At 44.6% G+C, this 15,624-nt stretch carries 23 protein-coding genes; 10 read left to right on the top strand and 13 right to left on the bottom strand.

Translation table 11 applies throughout. The annotated features are described in order from the left end of the window. Nucleotides 1-2: 2 nt before the first annotated feature. Genes O9332_RS08520 through O9332_RS08510 form a run of 3 tightly spaced genes read right to left on the bottom strand, consistent with a single transcriptional unit; the run spans nucleotide 3 to nucleotide 1,447 of the window. Nucleotides 3-161 (bottom strand): hypothetical protein, encoded by a 159-nt coding sequence (locus O9332_RS08520; RefSeq protein WP_002750171.1) that lies wholly within the window; start codon nucleotides 159-161, stop codon nucleotides 3-5. Nucleotides 162-179: 18 nt separating this feature from the next. Continuing rightward, on the bottom strand, nucleotides 180-362 hold the full coding sequence (locus O9332_RS08515) for a hypothetical protein (RefSeq protein WP_071824956.1): 183 nt from the start codon (nucleotides 360-362) through the stop codon (nucleotides 180-182). Then, a complete protein-coding gene (locus O9332_RS08510) occupies nucleotides 314-1,447 on the bottom strand; it encodes a HetZ-related protein 2 (protein WP_002757004.1) in 1,134 nt (377 codons plus the stop codon). Before O9332_RS08510 ends, O9332_RS08515 begins: the two co-directional genes overlap by 49 nt. An 89-nt stretch (nucleotides 1,448-1,536) precedes the next feature. Between O9332_RS08510 and O9332_RS28000 the strand changes: the two genes are divergently transcribed. After that, complete coding sequence (locus O9332_RS28000) at nucleotides 1,537-1,581, top strand: helix-turn-helix domain-containing protein (RefSeq protein ID WP_110980728.1); 45 nt, start codon at nucleotides 1,537-1,539, stop codon at nucleotides 1,579-1,581. 155 nt (nucleotides 1,582-1,736) lie between these two features. Here O9332_RS28000 and O9332_RS28360 read toward each other — a convergent pair whose 3' ends face one another. The 3 genes from O9332_RS28360 to O9332_RS08500 form a co-directional block, all read right to left on the bottom strand. Next, nucleotides 1,737-1,904 (bottom strand): hypothetical protein, encoded by a 168-nt coding sequence (locus O9332_RS28360; protein WP_502846643.1) that lies wholly within the window; start codon nucleotides 1,902-1,904, stop codon nucleotides 1,737-1,739. 472 nt (nucleotides 1,905-2,376) lie between these two features. After that, on the bottom strand, nucleotides 2,377-3,486 hold the full coding sequence (locus tag O9332_RS08505; protein ID WP_002756999.1) for an iron-containing alcohol dehydrogenase family protein: 1,110 nt from the start codon (nucleotides 3,484-3,486) through the stop codon (nucleotides 2,377-2,379). Between the two features lie 20 nt (nucleotides 3,487-3,506). Continuing rightward, the gene (locus O9332_RS08500) at nucleotides 3,507-4,064 is read right to left on the bottom strand and encodes a Ycf51 family protein (RefSeq protein ID WP_002756998.1); all 558 of its coding nucleotides are present in this window, start codon (nucleotides 4,062-4,064) and stop codon (nucleotides 3,507-3,509) included. Here O9332_RS08500 and O9332_RS08495 point away from each other — a divergent pair. The 5 genes from O9332_RS08495 to queC all read left to right on the top strand — a co-directional run bounded on the left by O9332_RS08495 (nucleotide 4,041) and on the right by queC (nucleotide 6,384). Then, the gene (locus O9332_RS08495; protein ID WP_043998817.1) at nucleotides 4,041-4,658 is read left to right on the top strand and encodes a 7-carboxy-7-deazaguanine synthase QueE; all 618 of its coding nucleotides are present in this window, start codon (nucleotides 4,041-4,043) and stop codon (nucleotides 4,656-4,658) included. The genes O9332_RS08500 and O9332_RS08495 overlap by 24 nt on opposite strands. Nucleotides 4,659-4,835: 177 nt before the next feature. After that, complete coding sequence (locus tag O9332_RS08490) at nucleotides 4,836-4,991, top strand: hypothetical protein (RefSeq protein WP_288024902.1); 156 nt, start codon at nucleotides 4,836-4,838, stop codon at nucleotides 4,989-4,991. 24 nt (nucleotides 4,992-5,015) lie between these two features. Beyond that, nucleotides 5,016-5,333: a hypothetical protein gene (locus O9332_RS08485; RefSeq protein ID WP_002799114.1), complete on the top strand. Its 318-nt coding sequence runs from the start codon at nucleotides 5,016-5,018 to the stop codon at nucleotides 5,331-5,333. Then, the gene (locus O9332_RS08480; protein WP_002756992.1) at nucleotides 5,330-5,692 is read left to right on the top strand and encodes a hypothetical protein; all 363 of its coding nucleotides are present in this window, start codon (nucleotides 5,330-5,332) and stop codon (nucleotides 5,690-5,692) included. The genes O9332_RS08485 and O9332_RS08480 overlap by 4 nt, the downstream gene beginning before the upstream one ends. After that, nucleotides 5,692-6,384, top strand: a complete 693-nt coding sequence (gene queC / locus O9332_RS08475; protein ID WP_002756991.1) for a 7-cyano-7-deazaguanine synthase QueC — start codon at nucleotides 5,692-5,694, stop codon at nucleotides 6,382-6,384. The genes O9332_RS08480 and queC overlap by 1 nt, the downstream gene beginning before the upstream one ends. Nucleotides 6,385-6,410: 26 nt before the next feature. On the opposite strand, the gene O9332_RS08470 is transcribed toward queC, so the two are convergent. Both O9332_RS08470 and O9332_RS08465 read right to left on the bottom strand, forming a co-directional pair. Then, on the bottom strand, nucleotides 6,411-6,983 hold the full coding sequence (locus tag O9332_RS08470; protein ID WP_002756990.1) for a manganese efflux pump MntP: 573 nt from the start codon (nucleotides 6,981-6,983) through the stop codon (nucleotides 6,411-6,413). A gap of 308 nt (nucleotides 6,984-7,291) precedes the next feature. Beyond that, nucleotides 7,292-7,462 (bottom strand): hypothetical protein, encoded by a 171-nt coding sequence (locus tag O9332_RS08465; protein WP_002756989.1) that lies wholly within the window; start codon nucleotides 7,460-7,462, stop codon nucleotides 7,292-7,294. 206 nt (nucleotides 7,463-7,668) lie between these two features. On the opposite strand from O9332_RS08465, the gene O9332_RS08460 reads away from it, so the two are divergent. Together O9332_RS08460 and O9332_RS08455 are read left to right on the top strand one after the other, a co-directional pair. Continuing rightward, nucleotides 7,669-8,622 carry a branched-chain amino acid ABC transporter permease gene (locus O9332_RS08460; RefSeq protein ID WP_002756988.1) on the top strand — a complete coding sequence of 318 codons (954 nt, stop codon included), beginning with the start codon at nucleotides 7,669-7,671 and terminating at the stop codon, nucleotides 8,620-8,622. 91 nt (nucleotides 8,623-8,713) lie between these two features. Beyond that, a complete protein-coding gene (locus O9332_RS08455) occupies nucleotides 8,714-9,625 on the top strand; it encodes a hypothetical protein (protein WP_002756987.1) in 912 nt (303 codons plus the stop codon). Nucleotides 9,626-10,202: 577 nt separating this feature from the next. Here O9332_RS08455 and O9332_RS08450 read toward each other — a convergent pair. The 5 genes from O9332_RS08450 to O9332_RS08430 form a co-directional block, all read right to left on the bottom strand. Next, complete coding sequence (locus O9332_RS08450) at nucleotides 10,203-10,871, bottom strand: PEP-CTERM sorting domain-containing protein (RefSeq protein WP_502846641.1); 669 nt, start codon at nucleotides 10,869-10,871, stop codon at nucleotides 10,203-10,205. Between the two features lie 296 nt (nucleotides 10,872-11,167). Beyond that, entirely contained in the window at nucleotides 11,168-11,395 is a 228-nt protein-coding gene (locus O9332_RS08445) for a hypothetical protein (RefSeq protein WP_002756985.1), read from the bottom strand. Nucleotides 11,396-11,417: 22 nt separating this feature from the next. Continuing rightward, nucleotides 11,418-11,678 carry a DUF4926 domain-containing protein gene (locus tag O9332_RS08440; protein WP_002756984.1) on the bottom strand — a complete coding sequence of 87 codons (261 nt, stop codon included), beginning with the start codon at nucleotides 11,676-11,678 and terminating at the stop codon, nucleotides 11,418-11,420. A 6-nt stretch (nucleotides 11,679-11,684) separates the two neighbouring features. Next, nucleotides 11,685-12,014, bottom strand: coding sequence for a DUF6883 domain-containing protein (locus O9332_RS08435; RefSeq protein WP_002756983.1), 330 nt, complete (start codon nucleotides 12,012-12,014; stop codon nucleotides 11,685-11,687). A gap of 29 nt (nucleotides 12,015-12,043) precedes the next feature. Further along, nucleotides 12,044-12,328, bottom strand: coding sequence for a helix-turn-helix domain-containing protein (locus tag O9332_RS08430; protein ID WP_002756982.1), 285 nt, complete (start codon nucleotides 12,326-12,328; stop codon nucleotides 12,044-12,046). A gap of 171 nt (nucleotides 12,329-12,499) precedes the next feature. On the opposite strand from O9332_RS08430, the gene O9332_RS08425 reads away from it, so the two are divergent. Together O9332_RS08425 and O9332_RS08420 are read left to right on the top strand one after the other, a co-directional pair. Beyond that, nucleotides 12,500-12,817, top strand: a complete 318-nt coding sequence (locus tag O9332_RS08425) for a hypothetical protein (protein WP_043998815.1) — start codon at nucleotides 12,500-12,502, stop codon at nucleotides 12,815-12,817. Between the two features lie 145 nt (nucleotides 12,818-12,962). Then, nucleotides 12,963-15,350 carry an ATP-dependent Clp protease ATP-binding subunit gene (locus O9332_RS08420; RefSeq protein WP_002756981.1) on the top strand — a complete coding sequence of 796 codons (2,388 nt, stop codon included), beginning with the start codon at nucleotides 12,963-12,965 and terminating at the stop codon, nucleotides 15,348-15,350. Nucleotides 15,351-15,624: the final 274 nt, after the last annotated feature.

Raw genomic sequence — 15,624 nt, 5'->3', positions numbered from 1 at the left:
AATTATTTCATTGCCTCGACTATTCCCCCGTATTTTTTAGCCATAATATCCGCCATTTCCCGAGCAGAAAATTTACTGGCTTTGTCGATGCTGGGGGTAAATGTACCCGTAGAGGTTAAATAATGGGTAAATACCCCGACTTTTTTGCTAATAATCCACATATTTCTTGAAGTCAAAAATCAAAAAGGGGATGGGAAGTGGGGTGTGGGGTGTGGGGTGTGGGGTGTGGGGAGTTTTCTCAGTGAACTGATAACTGATAACTGATAACTGATAACTGATAACTGATAACTGATAACTGATAACTGATAACTGATTAGGTTTTTGTCCTGAGACTTTGGGCGCTTAGATAAAGTTGCGTCCATTCTTTGACCACTTGTGTGCGTTTACAGTTTAATTCGCCAGCGATTTCCTCAAGGGTTTTACCCGCTTTTAAGCCATCGATAACGCTTTTACCCGTGGGAGAAAGGGCAGCATAGAAACTTTGCCATTGACTGAGAGTTAAGCCAAAATTATGCTCTTTCGGGCTGATTTGTAACCATTCACTGATTAATTCTGTCCCTTCCTTGAGGGCAAAAACCTTAATCGCATGATAGCCAACTTTTTCCCGGAGACGATAAATCCGTTGGACGGGAATATTCATCGCCAAGGCGATCGCATCTTGGCTTTCGCCCCCTAGATAGAGGTTAAACCAAGTCACCGCCTCCGGACTAACATTTTCCTCTAGATACTTAGCAAAACTCTCTTGAACTTTTACCCGGAGAATTTGCGCTTCTTGGCAAGTGCGTTCATCTTCGTAGGTAGCGATCGCATTTTGATCCAGTAAACTTAAGCTATTTTCCCCCTCATCGCCACTAATTTCATCGGAGAGAATCCGGATCATTTCTTGCCGCGGCACATTAGTGATACCGCTTCTCGATTGACGACGGAGATAATTAACAAAACGATAGGCTAACAGGGGTTGATTGCGGATCGGACGCAGAGCGTATTCCTCTAGGGTGGCTAACAGCAGCTGATCGCGAGTAGCTTGATCGGTGGTACAACGAGCGATCCATGCTAACTGGGATTGCAGATAGCGATCGCTATTTAACATCTCTTGAATAATTTCTTGCAAGACATCGGCCACCGCTTGCCGACGATCGCGACTTAAGGAAACCCAAGTGCGAATTTTTTGCCGGAGAGTGACACAAGCGCCGAGACGATCGATCAGGTTACGATAGCCGCGGGTGGGACTAACTTTGAGATAGCGTTGCCGTAAAATTTGCCAAAGATAGACTAATCCCCGTTTAGCGATTTCTAAATCTCTCTCATCTAAATTTTCCCAACGTTGGCTATCTTCACCGAGTAACCAATTGATAATGGTATCCCGTTGGCGATCGGTTAAGGAATCCTCTGTTTGAGAGAGGCGATCTTGCCATTGTTGCCTTAACTCGTCGATTATTGTCGTCATCGAAAAATTGAGTTCCAAACCCCGTCTTTTGAGGACGGCTTTAGTTTGAATATTAGCGCATTTACACGATATATGCTAGAACCTGAGCCATGGAGAAAGCCTATCGCTACCGATTTTACCCAACACCCGACTAGAACGAACTAATCAATTAAGTCTTTTGCCGGATAAGGATTTAGGGCGATCTCGAAGAGTTCCGCTTTGCGGTGCGCATCCCTTCCTAGGGTGTGTTCCCTGAAAACATGACAATTTCAAGGTTAACCAATATTTGGGAACGCACCACCCCTACCATTTATAATTGGGGAACATTCTCCTGTTCATAATTTTCTATTAATATTCCCAACATTTCCATTAAAGAAGCAAGAGGATGATTTTCATTTTCCCCTATTTCATCTATCAAATCATCTAACATAATTACTAATTGTTCATATTCTGATTCGTTGCGAGGGATAAAGAGTATTTGCTTTAAGTTTGTCCAGGCTTGCCGTGTTTTTTATATATCTATCGTCGGCATTTTTTTACTCCTTCCATTTGTTTTTGTCCTATTCAGCATGAGCCTGTAGGGTGCGTTCCCTCAAACCATTGTGGCTTTAACATTAATTTGTATTTGGGAACGCACCACCCCCAACGCTTACTCCCTATTGGGTTTCACTATCATTCAACCCAACCCACAATTGCAGGGTGATTATTCTTTTAATTGTCAGCATCAGGATTTTCAGGTTTGGGGGACTTTCAGGATGGTTTAGTTGAGCGCTGTGATTGATTTGCTGCTCAAAACCTAGGGCTATAGGTGAGAATTTTATCGAAAAAAATCGGGTCTAAAACCTCGCCTTTTAAGGCGAAAAGTTTTGGGAGCGGGGCATAAATCCCCGTTACAAAAACGGCCTCCTGCCCCCTGCCTCCGTTAATAATCAGTCCCGAAAATATTCCCGTTAATTAGCTTTAACTTTCTGCCCGATTGTATCGGCAGTGGTAGTGGAAACCATGGCCGCCATAACTTGTTCCGGGGAAACCGTAAAAGGCAGACGATGAATGTCCGAATTAGGCTGACAGGCAATTGCGGCCGCGTGGCGCAACTGGGCCAGGGAAACATCTCTTAATCCTAAATCCTCTAGGGATTTCGGTAAACCAATTTGTTCATAAAACTGGATTAGTTGCCCCCGGGCCGATACTGCCAATTGATTACCCAAAACTATTTCCTCTAGACGCAATTGGGCGAGAATGCCGTAGGCGACTTTTTCCCCGTGCAGGGCATGATGGCAAGCGGGAATATGGGTTAAACCATTATGAATTGCATGGGCGGCCACGGTACGACAATTAGCACCCCCTAAACCACCAATTACTCCGGCTAATAAAACGGTGGCATCTACCACCTGTTTCCAGTCCTCCCCGCCGATATTTTCCAGAGCCTGCGGGGATTTTTGGAAAAGAATGTCCCGCAAAACCCGGGCCTGTTGGACGGCAGCAATAATCAGGGTTTCTGTGCAATGACCGCTACTGACGGAAGCTTCGTACCATTTAGCGATCGCATCGCCAATACCGGCGATTAAGGTTCTTTTCGGGGCAGTTTGGATAATACCGTAATCGAGAATTAATAAATCCGGACAACGGGCTAGGGACAGATCGTAAAGAAACGCCCCCGCATCGGAATAAACGTTAGATAGGGCCGTCCAAGCGGCACAAGTGGCCGCGGAGGTGGGAATCGTGGCGATCGGCAAATGGCACTGATGGGCGAGTAATTTGGCCGTATCGAGGGCCTTGCCGCCACCCACACCGATGATAAAATCTGCCTCATGACTCTTGACAGATGCCTTTAAATATGCTAAGGAATTTTCCGAACAATCGGGGGCGTAACTGTGATAGCTAGGAGTGAGATTTTTCAGGGGAGATGACAAAAAAGCTAAATTGCGATCGCCGCCCACCACGAGGGGACGTTTACCCAAATCCGCTAATTTGCCGGTGGATTCTTCTAGGGCATTGTCACCCCGAATCACTTGTGCGGGGGCGATTAACAGGGGCAAAACAGCGACAGCATTGGACATTTTTTGACAACCTCTCAGGATTATTGGCTAAGTTTAGCGAAACTTTCGGGAAAAAGCTGTAGTTCAGGAGTATTATCCCCCAGGGCGGAGAAGGATTTTTTAATCTGTCCTAAGTACAAAGGAGCAGATAAACCGGGCTGAGGGTGAACCAGAGTGCGAGCGCTAATGATAAATTGATTATTACCGCCAGCACCGGCGCGACCAGAGGAAAACAGGTCACTAGCGGCTTGTTTTAGGGTTGCTTCCACCTGCTCGGCAGTAACAGTATTGGGCAGGGAGATAACAGCTTGATTAGCTCCGTTATCATAGACAAGGGAGAATCTCACCGCTCCCGGAATTTCGGTACGGGTAAACAGTCCCAACCCAAGACCGAAAATCCCCACCGTCAACACAGCCATAAAGCTAGTGACACCGACGAGACGAAAGCGGATTCCCCAACCGACGAGAAAAGCGATAATCGTGAGTACCAAAAAAACCAGCGTGGCAATACCAGACCATTGGATGTATTTGGCAAAGTTCAGGGGAATGTCCATATTTTCTATAATAATGATTCTATGAAAACGGTTAGCATAAACCATTGTACCTATCCTGTTGTCGAAACTTTCCATTCTGTGCAGGGCGAGGGCTTTTGGACGGGAAGCAATGCTTTTTTCCTCCGTTTGGGAGGTTGCGATGTCTATTGCCCTTGGTGCGACCAAAAAGAGTCTTGGAATGCCCACCGTTATCCACAACAATCGCTGCGGGAATTGGTTGAGATGGCAAAAGGGGCTAACCCCGCTATGGTGGTCATTACCGGGGGTGAACCTTTAATGCACAATCTTGATCCTTTGACCAAGGAATTAAAAAATCAGGGTTTACGGGTGCATTTAGAAACTTCTGGCGCTCATCCTTTTACTGGGGTTTTCGATTGGGTGACTTTTTCTCCTAAAACTTATAAAATGCCCGATCCTAGTATTTATGCACGGGTAAATGAGTTAAAAATTGTCGTGGCTCATCCAGAGGATTTAGACTGGGCATCTATGCAGGAAAGTAAGTTATCGGAAGGGGTGATTAAATATCTACAACCCGAATGGAATACAGTGGAAAGCAAAGAGTTAGTCTTTAATTATGTTCTTCGGCATCCCCAATGGCGTCTCAGTCTCCAAACCCATAAGTTTTTAGGAGTCCGCTAGTCAGTTATCAGTTATCAGTTATCAGTTATCAGTTATCAGTTATCAGGAGTCAGGAGTCAGTTATCAGGAGTCAGGAGTCAGGAGTCAGGAGTCAGGAGTCAGGAGTCAGGAGTCAGGAGTCAGGAGTCAGTTATCAGGAGTCAGTTATCAGGAGTCAGTTATCAGGAGTCAGTCTCGATGAAAAAATTTTCACCCCCAGAGATGAAAGAGGTTTCCTTCCCTACACCCCACACCCCACACCCCACACCCTACACCCTACACCCTACACCCTCTTTCAAGTCAGGAGATTACTTTTTATTTATTCTCCCCACTCCCCATCTCCCCAATCCCTAATTTACTAACAAGAGGTTAAATACTATGTCTAACAACAATTCTGAACGAGTAGTGCGTCGTGGTCGAGTTTTTCCAGAGATGCAATCTACCGAGGAAGAAAAGGCCAAACATCGCGCCCGACAATTAGAATTTTATCATCGTTGTTGGCCGATTTTTCAGAGTTTACAGCCCCGGTTAATGAAACATTATTATGGTTGGTACATTGCGATCGAACCCGATAGCGGCGATTATTTTATCGATCCCGATCAAGAAGTGGCCAGTAAAAAAGCAAGGGCAAAATATCCCGACAAAATTCATCATATCTTTGGCATTAATGAAACTGGAGTTAGTGGCAGAATATGATTGAAGGGAGATTTGGAACCAAAGGACAAATTTATTTTGATATCGATTTAGTTGGCGATGATGGATTGATTCTCCCCACAGAAGTCATGCTGGATACGGGTTTTACCGAGTTTTTAGCCATAAATAGTCAAGATGCTGACAGTCTTGATTGGCGTTTTTTGCGACAAAATAAATTGATAACCGCTCAAGGAGAAGCATTTTTTGATATATATTTAGGCAGAGTAAGAATTGATGGTCAGGAATACGAAATTCCCGTTTTTGCAGGGGAGGCAATTCAGGAGATTTTGTTAGGTTCGCGGTGGCTAAAACAATTTATCTTAGTAGCTAATTATCAACAAACACAGGTGACATTAGGATAATGACAAAAAAGGCGATCATTTTACTTTCCGGGGGATTAGATTCAGCGACAACAGCAGCGATCGCTCTAGCTGCTGGTTATCAATTAATTGCCCTTTCCTTTCGTTATGGACAAAGACACGAACGTGAATTAGCAGCGGCGAAAAAAATTGCTAATTTCCTCGAAATTAAAGAACATCATCTGATCGAAGTCAATCTATCTTTGTGGGGAGGTTCCGCTTTAACCGATCAATCTATTGCTATTCCCCAAGAGGGAATTAACCCAGATATTATCCCGATTACCTATGTGCCGGGGAGAAATACAGTTTTTATTTCGATCGCTCTTTCTTTAGCGGAAGCAAGGGAAGCGGAGGCGATATATTTAGGAATTAATGCGGTGGATTATTCTGGTTATCCCGATTGTCGTCCCGAGTATTTAGAGGCCTTTCAAACTTTAGCTAATTTATCATCGAAAGCGGGTTTAGAAGGGAAAGCACCCCAATTAATTGCCCCTTTGGTGATGGATAGTAAGGTAGATATCGTCCGTCGTGCTGTTAGTTTGGGGGTTCCCATTGCTGATACTTGGTCTTGTTATCAAGGAGAAGTTGAACCCTGCGGTTTATGCGATTCCTGTCGCATCAGAGATCAGGCTTTAATTGAGGCTGGTTATCCCGAATTAGCCACTCCCCTGTTGAAAAACAGCCGGGGAAAATAGGGAGGATAGTGAAAAATGGAGATAATCTAGGCGATTAAATGTTCAATGAGGATTTTACTGCCGATTAATATTAAAACTAAACCGCCGAGAATTTCCACCTTTTGACTAAATAAATTACCGAATTTATGCCCGATAAAAACAGCTATAAAACATAAAGCAAAGGTAATAGAACCGATGACAGTGCAAGCTAAAAGTAAGGGAGTTTTAATCATCGATAGACCCAAACCAACTACTAAAGCATCGATGCTAGTAGCGATCGCTAATCCGATTAAAGTATAGGAATCTAGAGGATTAAATTTTTTTTCCTCGTCATCATTTTGAACAGCTTCGTAGATCATTTTACTGCCGATCGCCCCTAAAATAATAAAAGCGATCCAGTGGTCAAAAGAAGCAAGAAAATCGCGACAAGTTAGACCAATACCCCAACCGATAATCGGCATAATCGCTTGAAATCCGCCAAAAAACAAAGCAATTTTCAAAGCCTTATTAACATGAATATGACGAATCATCAGGCCACTGGTCAGAGAAACGGCCACGGCATCGGCGGCTAATCCCACAGCAATAAAGGAAGTGGTTAAAAGTTCGAGTGAAGTAAACATCTATAGTTGTTTATCCTTTAATTTCCCCTTATCTTAACTAATTTTTACCCAGAGAACTTTCATATTTCTCTCATGATCCTCTCATTTATCTATCATTTCTCTAACCTAAGTAGGTAGGCGTTAAAAGTTGTCAGATGCCCCCCTTATCAAGGGGGGATTAAAGGGGGGACTAAGGGGGGATCGGCACCCCCCTTATCAAGGGGGGCAGGGGGGATCGAACCTAAAATCCATTTTTAATTTAATTATAACCAGCTACTTAATTAGTGAGAGGATCGAATTGAAAACGTTTAAAACCACATTACTGGTTTCTAACCGATCGCCTGCACCTGATGGATCGCTTCTGGGGTAAAACCGATAATATCCTCAGCTTCTAGGACTTTTTCAGCCGCTACTGCGATTTTATGTGGAAATTCAGCCGTAGGAGTCCGAGTAACCAATCCTGCTGTTTCATAAATTCCCCCGAATTTTTTCCAGGACAAAGTTGAGGAAGATACCTTTTCCCATCATCGATCATCCCGTCTGCTTTTAAGGTGGCGAACGCTACCATATAGGAAAAGTGTCACATAAAAAATTATGATAATTTCGAGAATTACCAGAGAATCAGAGGGGAGAAAACGGTGATAAAATTAGCTAATTGACTCCAGTAACTTAAGCCCCCAATACCCAATAACCGCTCACTGAAAATATGGCTGATTTTTTTAACACCTATGGTTTTTTAATTGTTTCAATGATATTTGGGTCTATCTTAGGCATTTCAGTTTATCTGCCCTTAATGGCTGGTCAATTATCCTTAGCAACCCCCGGTTTTTACGCTTTAGGCGGTTATGTGTCCGCCATTCTTTCCACGAAAGTTTTTACTAATACCGGCAGCAATTATCCCCTTAATTTGGTCTTTTTAGAAATGTTAATTGCTGGCATTATTTCAGGAATATTAGCCATAGTTTTAGGTATTCCTGTTCTCCGTTTGCGAGGGATTTATTTAGCCATTGCCACGATCGCCTGGGTAGAAATTTTGAGAATTATTGCCCTTAATCTCGAGATAACTGGCGGTGCGGTCGGTATTTTCGCCATTCCCCAACCCTTCACTACTCAATTAGCCTACCTTTGGCTGGCCTTGCCCCTCTTATTCCTAACTATGCTGTTTCTCTATCGGTTAGAAAACATCAAAATTGGTCGGGCATTTAATGCCATTCGTGCCGATGAATTGGCAGCTGCGTCCATGGGAATTAATCCCACCTATCACAAGGTTTTATCCTTCACTTTCGGGGCAGTTTTAGCGGCAGTTGTGGGAGCGGTAAGCGCCCATTTTCTCAATACTTGGAATTCCCGTCAGGGAACTTTTGATGCCAGTATTATTTTCCTGGCTTTCGTTTTAATTGGTGGTTCAAGAACTTTTGTCGGGCCGGTGGTGGGAGGCATTGTTTTAACTGCTTTGCCCGAAGTTTTACGCGCCCTCGGTGGCGTGAATGGTTTACCAATTTGGTTAGGGAATTTCTTGCGCGATGGTCGTTTGATTATTTTTGGAATTTTAATCGTTTTGGGAACGATTTTTTATCCCCAAGGCTTAATTACACCTGAATTAATCAAAAAACTAATTCCTTTTAAAAGACGTTCCTCTCTTAGTCAATTTGATTCCTAGTCATGGATCAATGTTGTCGCTTGGATTCCTTTTTAATTAATGATATAATAGGATAGTTTATCCCCTTTTATATTCTCAGTCATCTCCGAGAATGACCCGCCAAATTCACGACCAATTTGCCAAGGAATATTTAGAGGAACTGTTAGCGCCTCTAGGAACCATAAAAAAGAGTAAGAAAGTGAAAAGTGAGGTTCAAGAAATAGATGTCTGGTTTGAACCGGCCAGTTCACCATCAAGGACCGAACTCCCTTTAGGTTTACTCGGAAAAATGGCGGCGACTTCCTGTTTGTTTGAACCTTTCCGTAACCCGCCCTCAGAAATAGAGATTCGCAGTTGTATATCAAAGTTATATACTGTTCATAATGACCTGTTAAGAAAGGCGAAACGGGCAAACAAAACTCTGACGGTCGCAGAATTGCCAGTTTTATGGATTCTCACCCCCACCTTTTCAGCTAGAATGATTCAAGGATTCAGGGCTGACAGCGATGAGAGGAATTGGTTAAAAGGGGTTTACTTTTTAGCTGACTTCCTCAAAGTGGCAATCGTTGCCATCCACCAGTTACCAGTGAGTGAAGACACTTTATGGTTGAGGGTTTTAGGAAAAGGAGAAACACAAAAAAGAGCCGTAGAAGAGTTAGTTCAATTGCCAGAAGATAACTCTTTTAAAGAAAATTTGTTAGAAATTCTAGCCAACTGGCGTAAGAATTTGGAATTGAGAGATAATTTAAGTAGCGAGGAACAGGAGGACATCATGAACCTATCACCAGCCTATCTAAAACAGCGAGAAGATTGGAAAATAGAAGGAAAACAGGAAGGCACTTTAGAGGGACAACTCTCGCTGATAGCTAGTCTTCTGGAAGGGCGGTTTGGAACCCTAGATTCGGAATTGTCTGGTCTAGTTGCACAGATTGCCCAACTTCCCATCTCAGAACGCACCGGGTTACTTCTTTCTTTAGTGAATTTATCCCGCTCTGAACTGTTAGAAAGATTGAGAAAAGATTAAAGTTTTAGTCCGCTCAAGCCATGAATTTTCATGCCAAAATCCTGATGGTAGTTTGTCTGCTGAGTTACTGTCATGGTCAAATCTAGCATTCCCTCAGACGCTCTAGCCCTGGGTTGGATTGAGCTATCATTATTGAGCAGGTATTACCAATCGGCTCAAAAGGCGAAACCCAACCAAGATTGTGAAAATATTCCTGGAAGTTGTTGGGTTTCCTTGCGTCAACCCAACCTACGAGTTTTACTAATTACAGTGATCAGATTTTAGTTTTCAGGTAATTGATTACTGTTTACTGTTCACAGCAAAAAACTCCCCATCTCCCCACTCCTGTCTCCTAACCCACCCTGCTGATACGGATATCCCCCTTCTGGCTAATGTAAAGATAAGGCCGTAGGTTGGGTTGAGCTATTATTATTGAGCAGGTATTACCAATCGGCTCAAAAGGCGAAACCCAACCAAGATTGTGAAAATATTCCGGGAAGTTGTTGGGTTTCCTTGCGTCAACCTAACCTACGAGTTTTACTCTAAACTTGGTCTGACTGAATAAAGGGGTGGCAATGGTCGTATTTTTAGAAGCAATTTAGCCAACTTTTGTGGTTTCTTTTCCGGTGGATTTAGAGGACTTCAGTTTACGCTTGAGGGTTGAGGCTGCGCCTAGAGTACCGAGGGCGATCAGTCCGAAGGTAGAGGAAGATTCAGGTATCGTCGTGACTGTCGTGTCAACTGTAACTCTCTCAATAACAAAACCATTTTGACCTGGGTTTTGACTATGAACAAAAGATAAAGAAGTGAAGGGTGAGGCACTTGTTACAGTCAAGATACCTTTGCCATTGTCCACTCCAGTTACTTGAGTGATTGTACTCCCATCAAACACAGTGTTCTGTAGGTTTACATAGCTTAATGCAGGCAAACCAGAGGAGATACTAAAGCTACCAATTGTCTCAACAGGAAGAGGACCATTTCCACTAAGAGCATCAAATTGAAATTCTGCTAAAGTAACTGACTGAGAAAATGTTAGCGTATAAACGCCTGATGCCGTTTGTGACTGGGAAATCCAAAGGCCTGCAAATTCACCAGAAGGTATGCTTGAAAGCACTCCTCCAGACGATGCTGATGCTGAGAGTGTAAATCCTGGCTGTAACCAGGAGAATGATCCGTTCCCTAGAGTGGTATCGTTAAATGAAATTAAAGCTGCTTGTACAGGTTTAGAAGCTAAGGCACCAGAAACTACCGTAAGACCTAAGCTCAATATCAATGCTCGATTAAGTCTGTTCATTTTTACCTTTATCCTTTAAGGAGTTTGCTGCTTGCGTAGGTCGGGTTAAGCAATAGTCTTACCCAACCCTAAAATAGTATTAAAAGCAACGATACACACTCCCCCCCCCATAACAGTATCCTACGCTACATTTTACTAAATCTTTAGATTTTGCTCCCTGGCAGCGATTCACCTGGGACAATAGGGACATCCCCTCCTTCCGTCAGGAAACGCCTCCTCAACGCTCAGATGAGTTTGGAGTTACAGCACAACCCGAATAACGACCAATATCAACTGACGGGACTCAAATGCCCCAATTCGACGCTCACCGCATCAAAGCGATTGTCCCCAGGGCGATAGGAGAGAATTTCCAAGCCAATCGGCTCGCCACTGGTGGAATCCTTAATTAAAATCACCCCATCCCCCAGTTCAGTACAAATCTGCTCCTTTCTGGGGGATTGCCAGAAGACAGTGAGTAATTCCGTTTCCGGTTCATAGAAAACTTTTACTTGAGCCATAGCGTTTTCCGTTAAGCAGAATTCACGCCACCTCCAGTTCATAATGCAAGACCAGAAGCTCATCGCCTGGCAGAATAGCCACCGCATATTCCCGCCCCTGACTGTCAGAAAATTCCACTAAATATTGATAGCGCGAACCTTTTTCATACACCTCAACCACTGTTCCCACCTGTCCGCTTGGCAAGCTGGGGACAGCCTCATAATCTGGCTCAACTAAAGTCAATCGCTCCCGAGGGACGGAGTTGAGGATGGCAACCGTATCTAAAAGTTTGATGTCTTTCATGGTACTTCACTTGATAAAGGCAGAAATTAGACGAGGGTTGGGATTAATTAAGCTGATTTCCCAGATAGTTCGCAGTTGTGTTCCTTCCCGTTTTGGTATCGTCCAATCCACTTTAAACTGCTGGCCGAATTCCGTGACCGCTTGTTGCACAACTTCCCCCTCCAGGGCAGCCTGTGAGATGAGCGATCGCAAAACCTCAGCGTTCTCGGCAGTTATTCCCAGACGAGAGCGAAAGACTCTGGCTTTATTTTTTCCTCTGGAATGTTCTGGATTTAAGCAATAGCCAATCAGTTTTTCCATCGAGATTTCTGCCAGTTCCCCGTTGGGTAATTTCATCTGCGGCACTCCGAACTTTCTGACTTCCCTCAGAGCAACTCGATTCGCAATTGGCGGCCCACCACAGAAGCCGCCCGTTGGATAGTATCGAGAGAAACGCCCGTCTTTTCCGGGTCGAGGAGGCGGTCAAGTTGCGCTCGACTGGTCTGCATCCGCGCCGCCATCTCCGTTTTGGTCAGAGAGAGCCGTTTCATCTCCTCAGCCAACTGCCGCGCCAGTAACCGTTTGAGTGCCACCGCACTACAGTCCTCCTCAAGACCTTCTTCTTTGAGAAAATCATCGAAATCGGAGCCAGTATGGCGGTTAGCGGTCATATTTTTCCTGTTCCTTCTTGCGCTAGTAGGGGCGAACGGCCGTTCGCCCCTACTAGATTTCCCGTTTTGGGGTTTTTGGGACTTCGCCGATGTTGCCGTGCGGCAGAATCATCTCCCCTCGGCTGATGTAAAAGATGACCCGCGTGATGCGTCTGCCCGTAGGGGCAATTCATGAATTGCCCCTACTCCGCACCTCCCATAAGTCTTGATAACCGGAAAGTGAACGGCACAGGGGCAGCCGATGGGAAAGCTAAACTCTACGTCCTTGATATCGCTGCCAATAATCCGGCAATCTTCACGGCTGAGAGTTTTCCACCAATCTTTGACTGGCTCCGACCCACCTTCGGCTCGAAAAAACTTGGCTGGCAGCCTTTTCAATCCTTACCTTCTCAGTTATCGTACCTTATATGGTACATCAATAATTATCATTTTTGCATTAGTTTTGTAGAGCGACAGTTGCACAGGGGGTCAAGTTATAACTCCCAGTAGCCTTAATTTTTGTTAAGGATTTTAAGCATCGCCCAAGCTCACCACTGACTAACCCACCCTACTGATACGGATATCACCCTTCCGGCTAATGTAAAGAAAACGTTACAGTAACAGGTAAAGCCCAGTAGCCAGGAAGCCGTCGATCATGTTTGAATACTTTAACCAGAAAGCTATCAAAGCGGTGATGTTCGCCCAAGAAGAAGCCCGTCGTACCGGTCACAGTGTCGTGGGTACGGAGCATTTGCTCTTAGGATTGATAGGAGAAGCCACCGCCACCGCAGCCTTAATTCTCAAGGATTTAAAAGTTACCCTGCACGAAAGTCGCCGCCTGATTGAAGGAATGACCGGCCGCGGCACCGGTTACAGTCCCGTTAATATCCCTTTTACCCCGAAAGCGAAAAAGATGTTCGAGCAAGCATTTCAGGAAGCTCGACAATTAGGGGAACAGGCGATCGCACCTGAACATCTATTACTCGCTATCACCAGCGATCCCGAATCCCTAGCCGCTAAAATTTTAATTATGCAGGGTGTTGATTTGATCAAACTTCGCGGCCTTTTAATTAAAAATGCCGGGGAAAAAGTCGCTAGTGGTCGCTTCACGGCAAAGAGTGACTATGAAGACCAGAAAAATGCTCCCCAAGGCGGGATTTTAGCCCAATATGGTCGCAATTTAAACCAAGAGGTCAAAAATGGCAAAATTGACCCTTTAATCGGTAGAGAGCCAGAAATCGAGCGAGTTGTCCAAATTTTAGGCCGTCGCAGCAAGAATAACCCGATTTTACTGGGTGAGCCGGGGGTGGGCAAAACAGCGATCGCTGAAGGGTTAGCACAACGCATCCATAATGGCGATATTCCCGAACTTTTGCAGGATAAACAGGTAATTGCCCTCGATATGGGGTCTTTACTGGCGGGAACCCGTTTTCGCGGCGATTTTGAGGAACGTTTAAAGGGTGTTGTGGAGGAAGTTCGCAAATCGGGCAATATTATCCTGTTTATCGATGAAATTCACACTCTTGTCGGTGCTGGTAGCATGGGAGGAGCCATGGATGCTTCTAACTTGCTTAAACCTGCTTTAGCTCGCGGGGAGTTACAGTGTTTAGGGGCAACAACTCTCGATGAGTATAAACGGCATATTGAGCGAGATGCGGCTCTAGAAAGACGTTTTCAGCCAGTTATGGTGGGAGAACCAACTAAAGAGCAGGCGATCGAGATTTTACGGGGTTTAAAAGCCACCTACGAGGATTTCCATCAGGTAAAATACGATCAAAAAGCGATCGAAGCTGCCGTTAATCTATCCTCTCGCTATATCAATGATCGCTTTTTACCGGACAAAGCGATCGATCTTCTCGATGAAGCGGGATCCCGCACCCATCTACGCTATTCCCTGCAAAGTACAAGTCCTGCGGAGGTTAGGGAAGAATCACCCCTAATCAACCCCGAATCTTTAATTCCGGTGGTGGATGCGGAGGAAATCGCCCAAATTGTCGCCGCTTGGACAGGTATTCCCGTTACCCAATTAACTGAAACTGAGTCAGAATCGCTCTTAAATCTGGAATGTCAACTGCACGAGCGGATTATTGGCCAACAGGAGGCAGTGAATGCCGTTTCTCGTGCTATTCGTCGAGCGCGAGTAAATTTAAAGAATCCTAATCGTCCGATTGCCTCGTTTATTTTTGCCGGTCCCACGGGAGTCGGTAAAACTGAATTAACGAAAGCCTTAGCTAAGTTGCTCTTTGGCTCGGAATCCAGTATGATTCGCCTAGATATGTCGGAATTTATGGAATCCCACACGGTTTCTAAGTTAATTGGTGCGCCTCCCGGATACATCGGTTACAATGAAGGCGGTCAGTTAACGGAAGCAGTGCGTCGTCAACCCTATAAAGTAGTTTTGTTTGACGAAATCGAGAAAGCACATCCCGATGTTTTTAATCTTCTCCTGCAACTGTTAGAAGATGGTCATTTGACCGATTCCCAAGGTCGTCGGGTGGACTTTAAGAATACCCTAATTATCATGACCTCGAATATTGGCTCAAAAGTCATCGAAAAAGGCGGTAATAGCTTAGGATTCGAGATGGCTGACGATTTTGCTCAATCGCGTTACCAACAGATTTCTAATCGGGTGACAGAGGAGTTAAAACAATATTTCCGTCCCGAATTTCTCAACCGTCTCGATGAAATCATTGTTTTCCGACAGTTAACTCGCGAAGAAGTTACCCAGATTGCCGATATTCTGATCGCAGATCTAGCCAAACAATTGACAGAAAAAGGTATTTCTGTGGAAGTTACCGCCGCTTTTAAGGATTTGGTCATCAATGAGGGTTATGATCCTAGCTACGGTGCGCGGCCTTTACGTCGTGCTTTAACTCGACGCTTAGAGGATAGTTTAGCCGAGGCGATGTTATCGGGAAAAGTCAATTCTGGAGACCATGCGCTATTAGATGTAACTGCTGAAACCGTGGTGACAGTCTCTAGTCATCGGCGCTCCGAGCAGAACAATATTCTCTCGCAATTACAGTTACAACCAGTGGGTTAATCCGCTCAAAAATTGCTTTTTTTCGGGGTTGAACATTTTTCAACCCCGATTTTTATCATCTAGGAAAAATAACTTCTAGGGGAGCGGGAATCATCTCGCTACGAAAGTCAAGAATCTGAACTAGGATTAAATAGGGTCTGCTGAAAAAGTTTTTCCTAGAAGCAGGGTGTAGGGTGTAGGGTGTGGGGTGTGGGGTTTTACCGATTTTGAGGGGGTCAATTACCTAATTTTCAGGGAAAAAGTAGCTGAATTTCCCCCTGATCACTCCCATATC

Origin of the sequence: Microcystis sp. LE19-10.1B, from assembly GCF_027530565.1 — a bacterium.
GTDB classification, from domain to species: domain Bacteria; phylum Cyanobacteriota; class Cyanobacteriia; order Cyanobacteriales; family Microcystaceae; genus Microcystis; species Microcystis aeruginosa.
The sequence above is the reverse complement of the archived record's forward strand: the minus strand, read 5'-3'. Positions and strand labels throughout refer to the sequence as shown.

Coding starts and splice junctions, on each gene's coding strand:
- O9332_RS08520 (WP_002750171.1), bottom strand. CDS start 161: ATGTGGATTATTAGCAAAAAAGTCGGGGTATTTACCCATTATTTAACC.
- O9332_RS08515 (WP_071824956.1), bottom strand. CDS start 362: ATGGACGCAACTTTATCTAAGCGCCCAAAGTCTCAGGACAAAAACCTA.
- O9332_RS08510 (WP_002757004.1), bottom strand. CDS start 1,447: ATGACGACAATAATCGACGAGTTAAGGCAACAATGGCAAGATCGCCTC.
- O9332_RS08505 (WP_002756999.1), bottom strand. CDS start 3,486: ATGTCCAATGCTGTCGCTGTTTTGCCCCTGTTAATCGCCCCCGCACAA.
- O9332_RS08495 (WP_043998817.1), top strand. CDS start 4,041: ATGAAAACGGTTAGCATAAACCATTGTACCTATCCTGTTGTCGAAACT.
- O9332_RS08500 (WP_002756998.1), bottom strand. CDS start 4,064: ATGGTTTATGCTAACCGTTTTCATAGAATCATTATTATAGAAAATATG.
- O9332_RS08490 (WP_288024902.1), top strand. CDS start 4,836: ATGAAAAAATTTTCACCCCCAGAGATGAAAGAGGTTTCCTTCCCTACA.
- O9332_RS08485 (WP_002799114.1), top strand. CDS start 5,016: ATGTCTAACAACAATTCTGAACGAGTAGTGCGTCGTGGTCGAGTTTTT.
- O9332_RS08480 (WP_002756992.1), top strand. CDS start 5,330: ATGATTGAAGGGAGATTTGGAACCAAAGGACAAATTTATTTTGATATC.
- queC (WP_002756991.1), top strand. CDS start 5,692: ATGACAAAAAAGGCGATCATTTTACTTTCCGGGGGATTAGATTCAGCG.
- O9332_RS08470 (WP_002756990.1), bottom strand. CDS start 6,983: ATGTTTACTTCACTCGAACTTTTAACCACTTCCTTTATTGCTGTGGGA.
- O9332_RS08460 (WP_002756988.1), top strand. CDS start 7,669: ATGGCTGATTTTTTTAACACCTATGGTTTTTTAATTGTTTCAATGATA.
- O9332_RS08455 (WP_002756987.1), top strand. CDS start 8,714: ATGACCCGCCAAATTCACGACCAATTTGCCAAGGAATATTTAGAGGAA.
- O9332_RS08445 (WP_002756985.1), bottom strand. CDS start 11,395: ATGGCTCAAGTAAAAGTTTTCTATGAACCGGAAACGGAATTACTCACT.
- O9332_RS08440 (WP_002756984.1), bottom strand. CDS start 11,678: ATGAAAGACATCAAACTTTTAGATACGGTTGCCATCCTCAACTCCGTC.
- O9332_RS08435 (WP_002756983.1), bottom strand. CDS start 12,014: ATGAAATTACCCAACGGGGAACTGGCAGAAATCTCGATGGAAAAACTG.
- O9332_RS08430 (WP_002756982.1), bottom strand. CDS start 12,328: ATGACCGCTAACCGCCATACTGGCTCCGATTTCGATGATTTTCTCAAA.
- O9332_RS08425 (WP_043998815.1), top strand. CDS start 12,500: ATGAATTGCCCCTACTCCGCACCTCCCATAAGTCTTGATAACCGGAAA.
- O9332_RS08420 (WP_002756981.1), top strand. CDS start 12,963: ATGTTTGAATACTTTAACCAGAAAGCTATCAAAGCGGTGATGTTCGCC.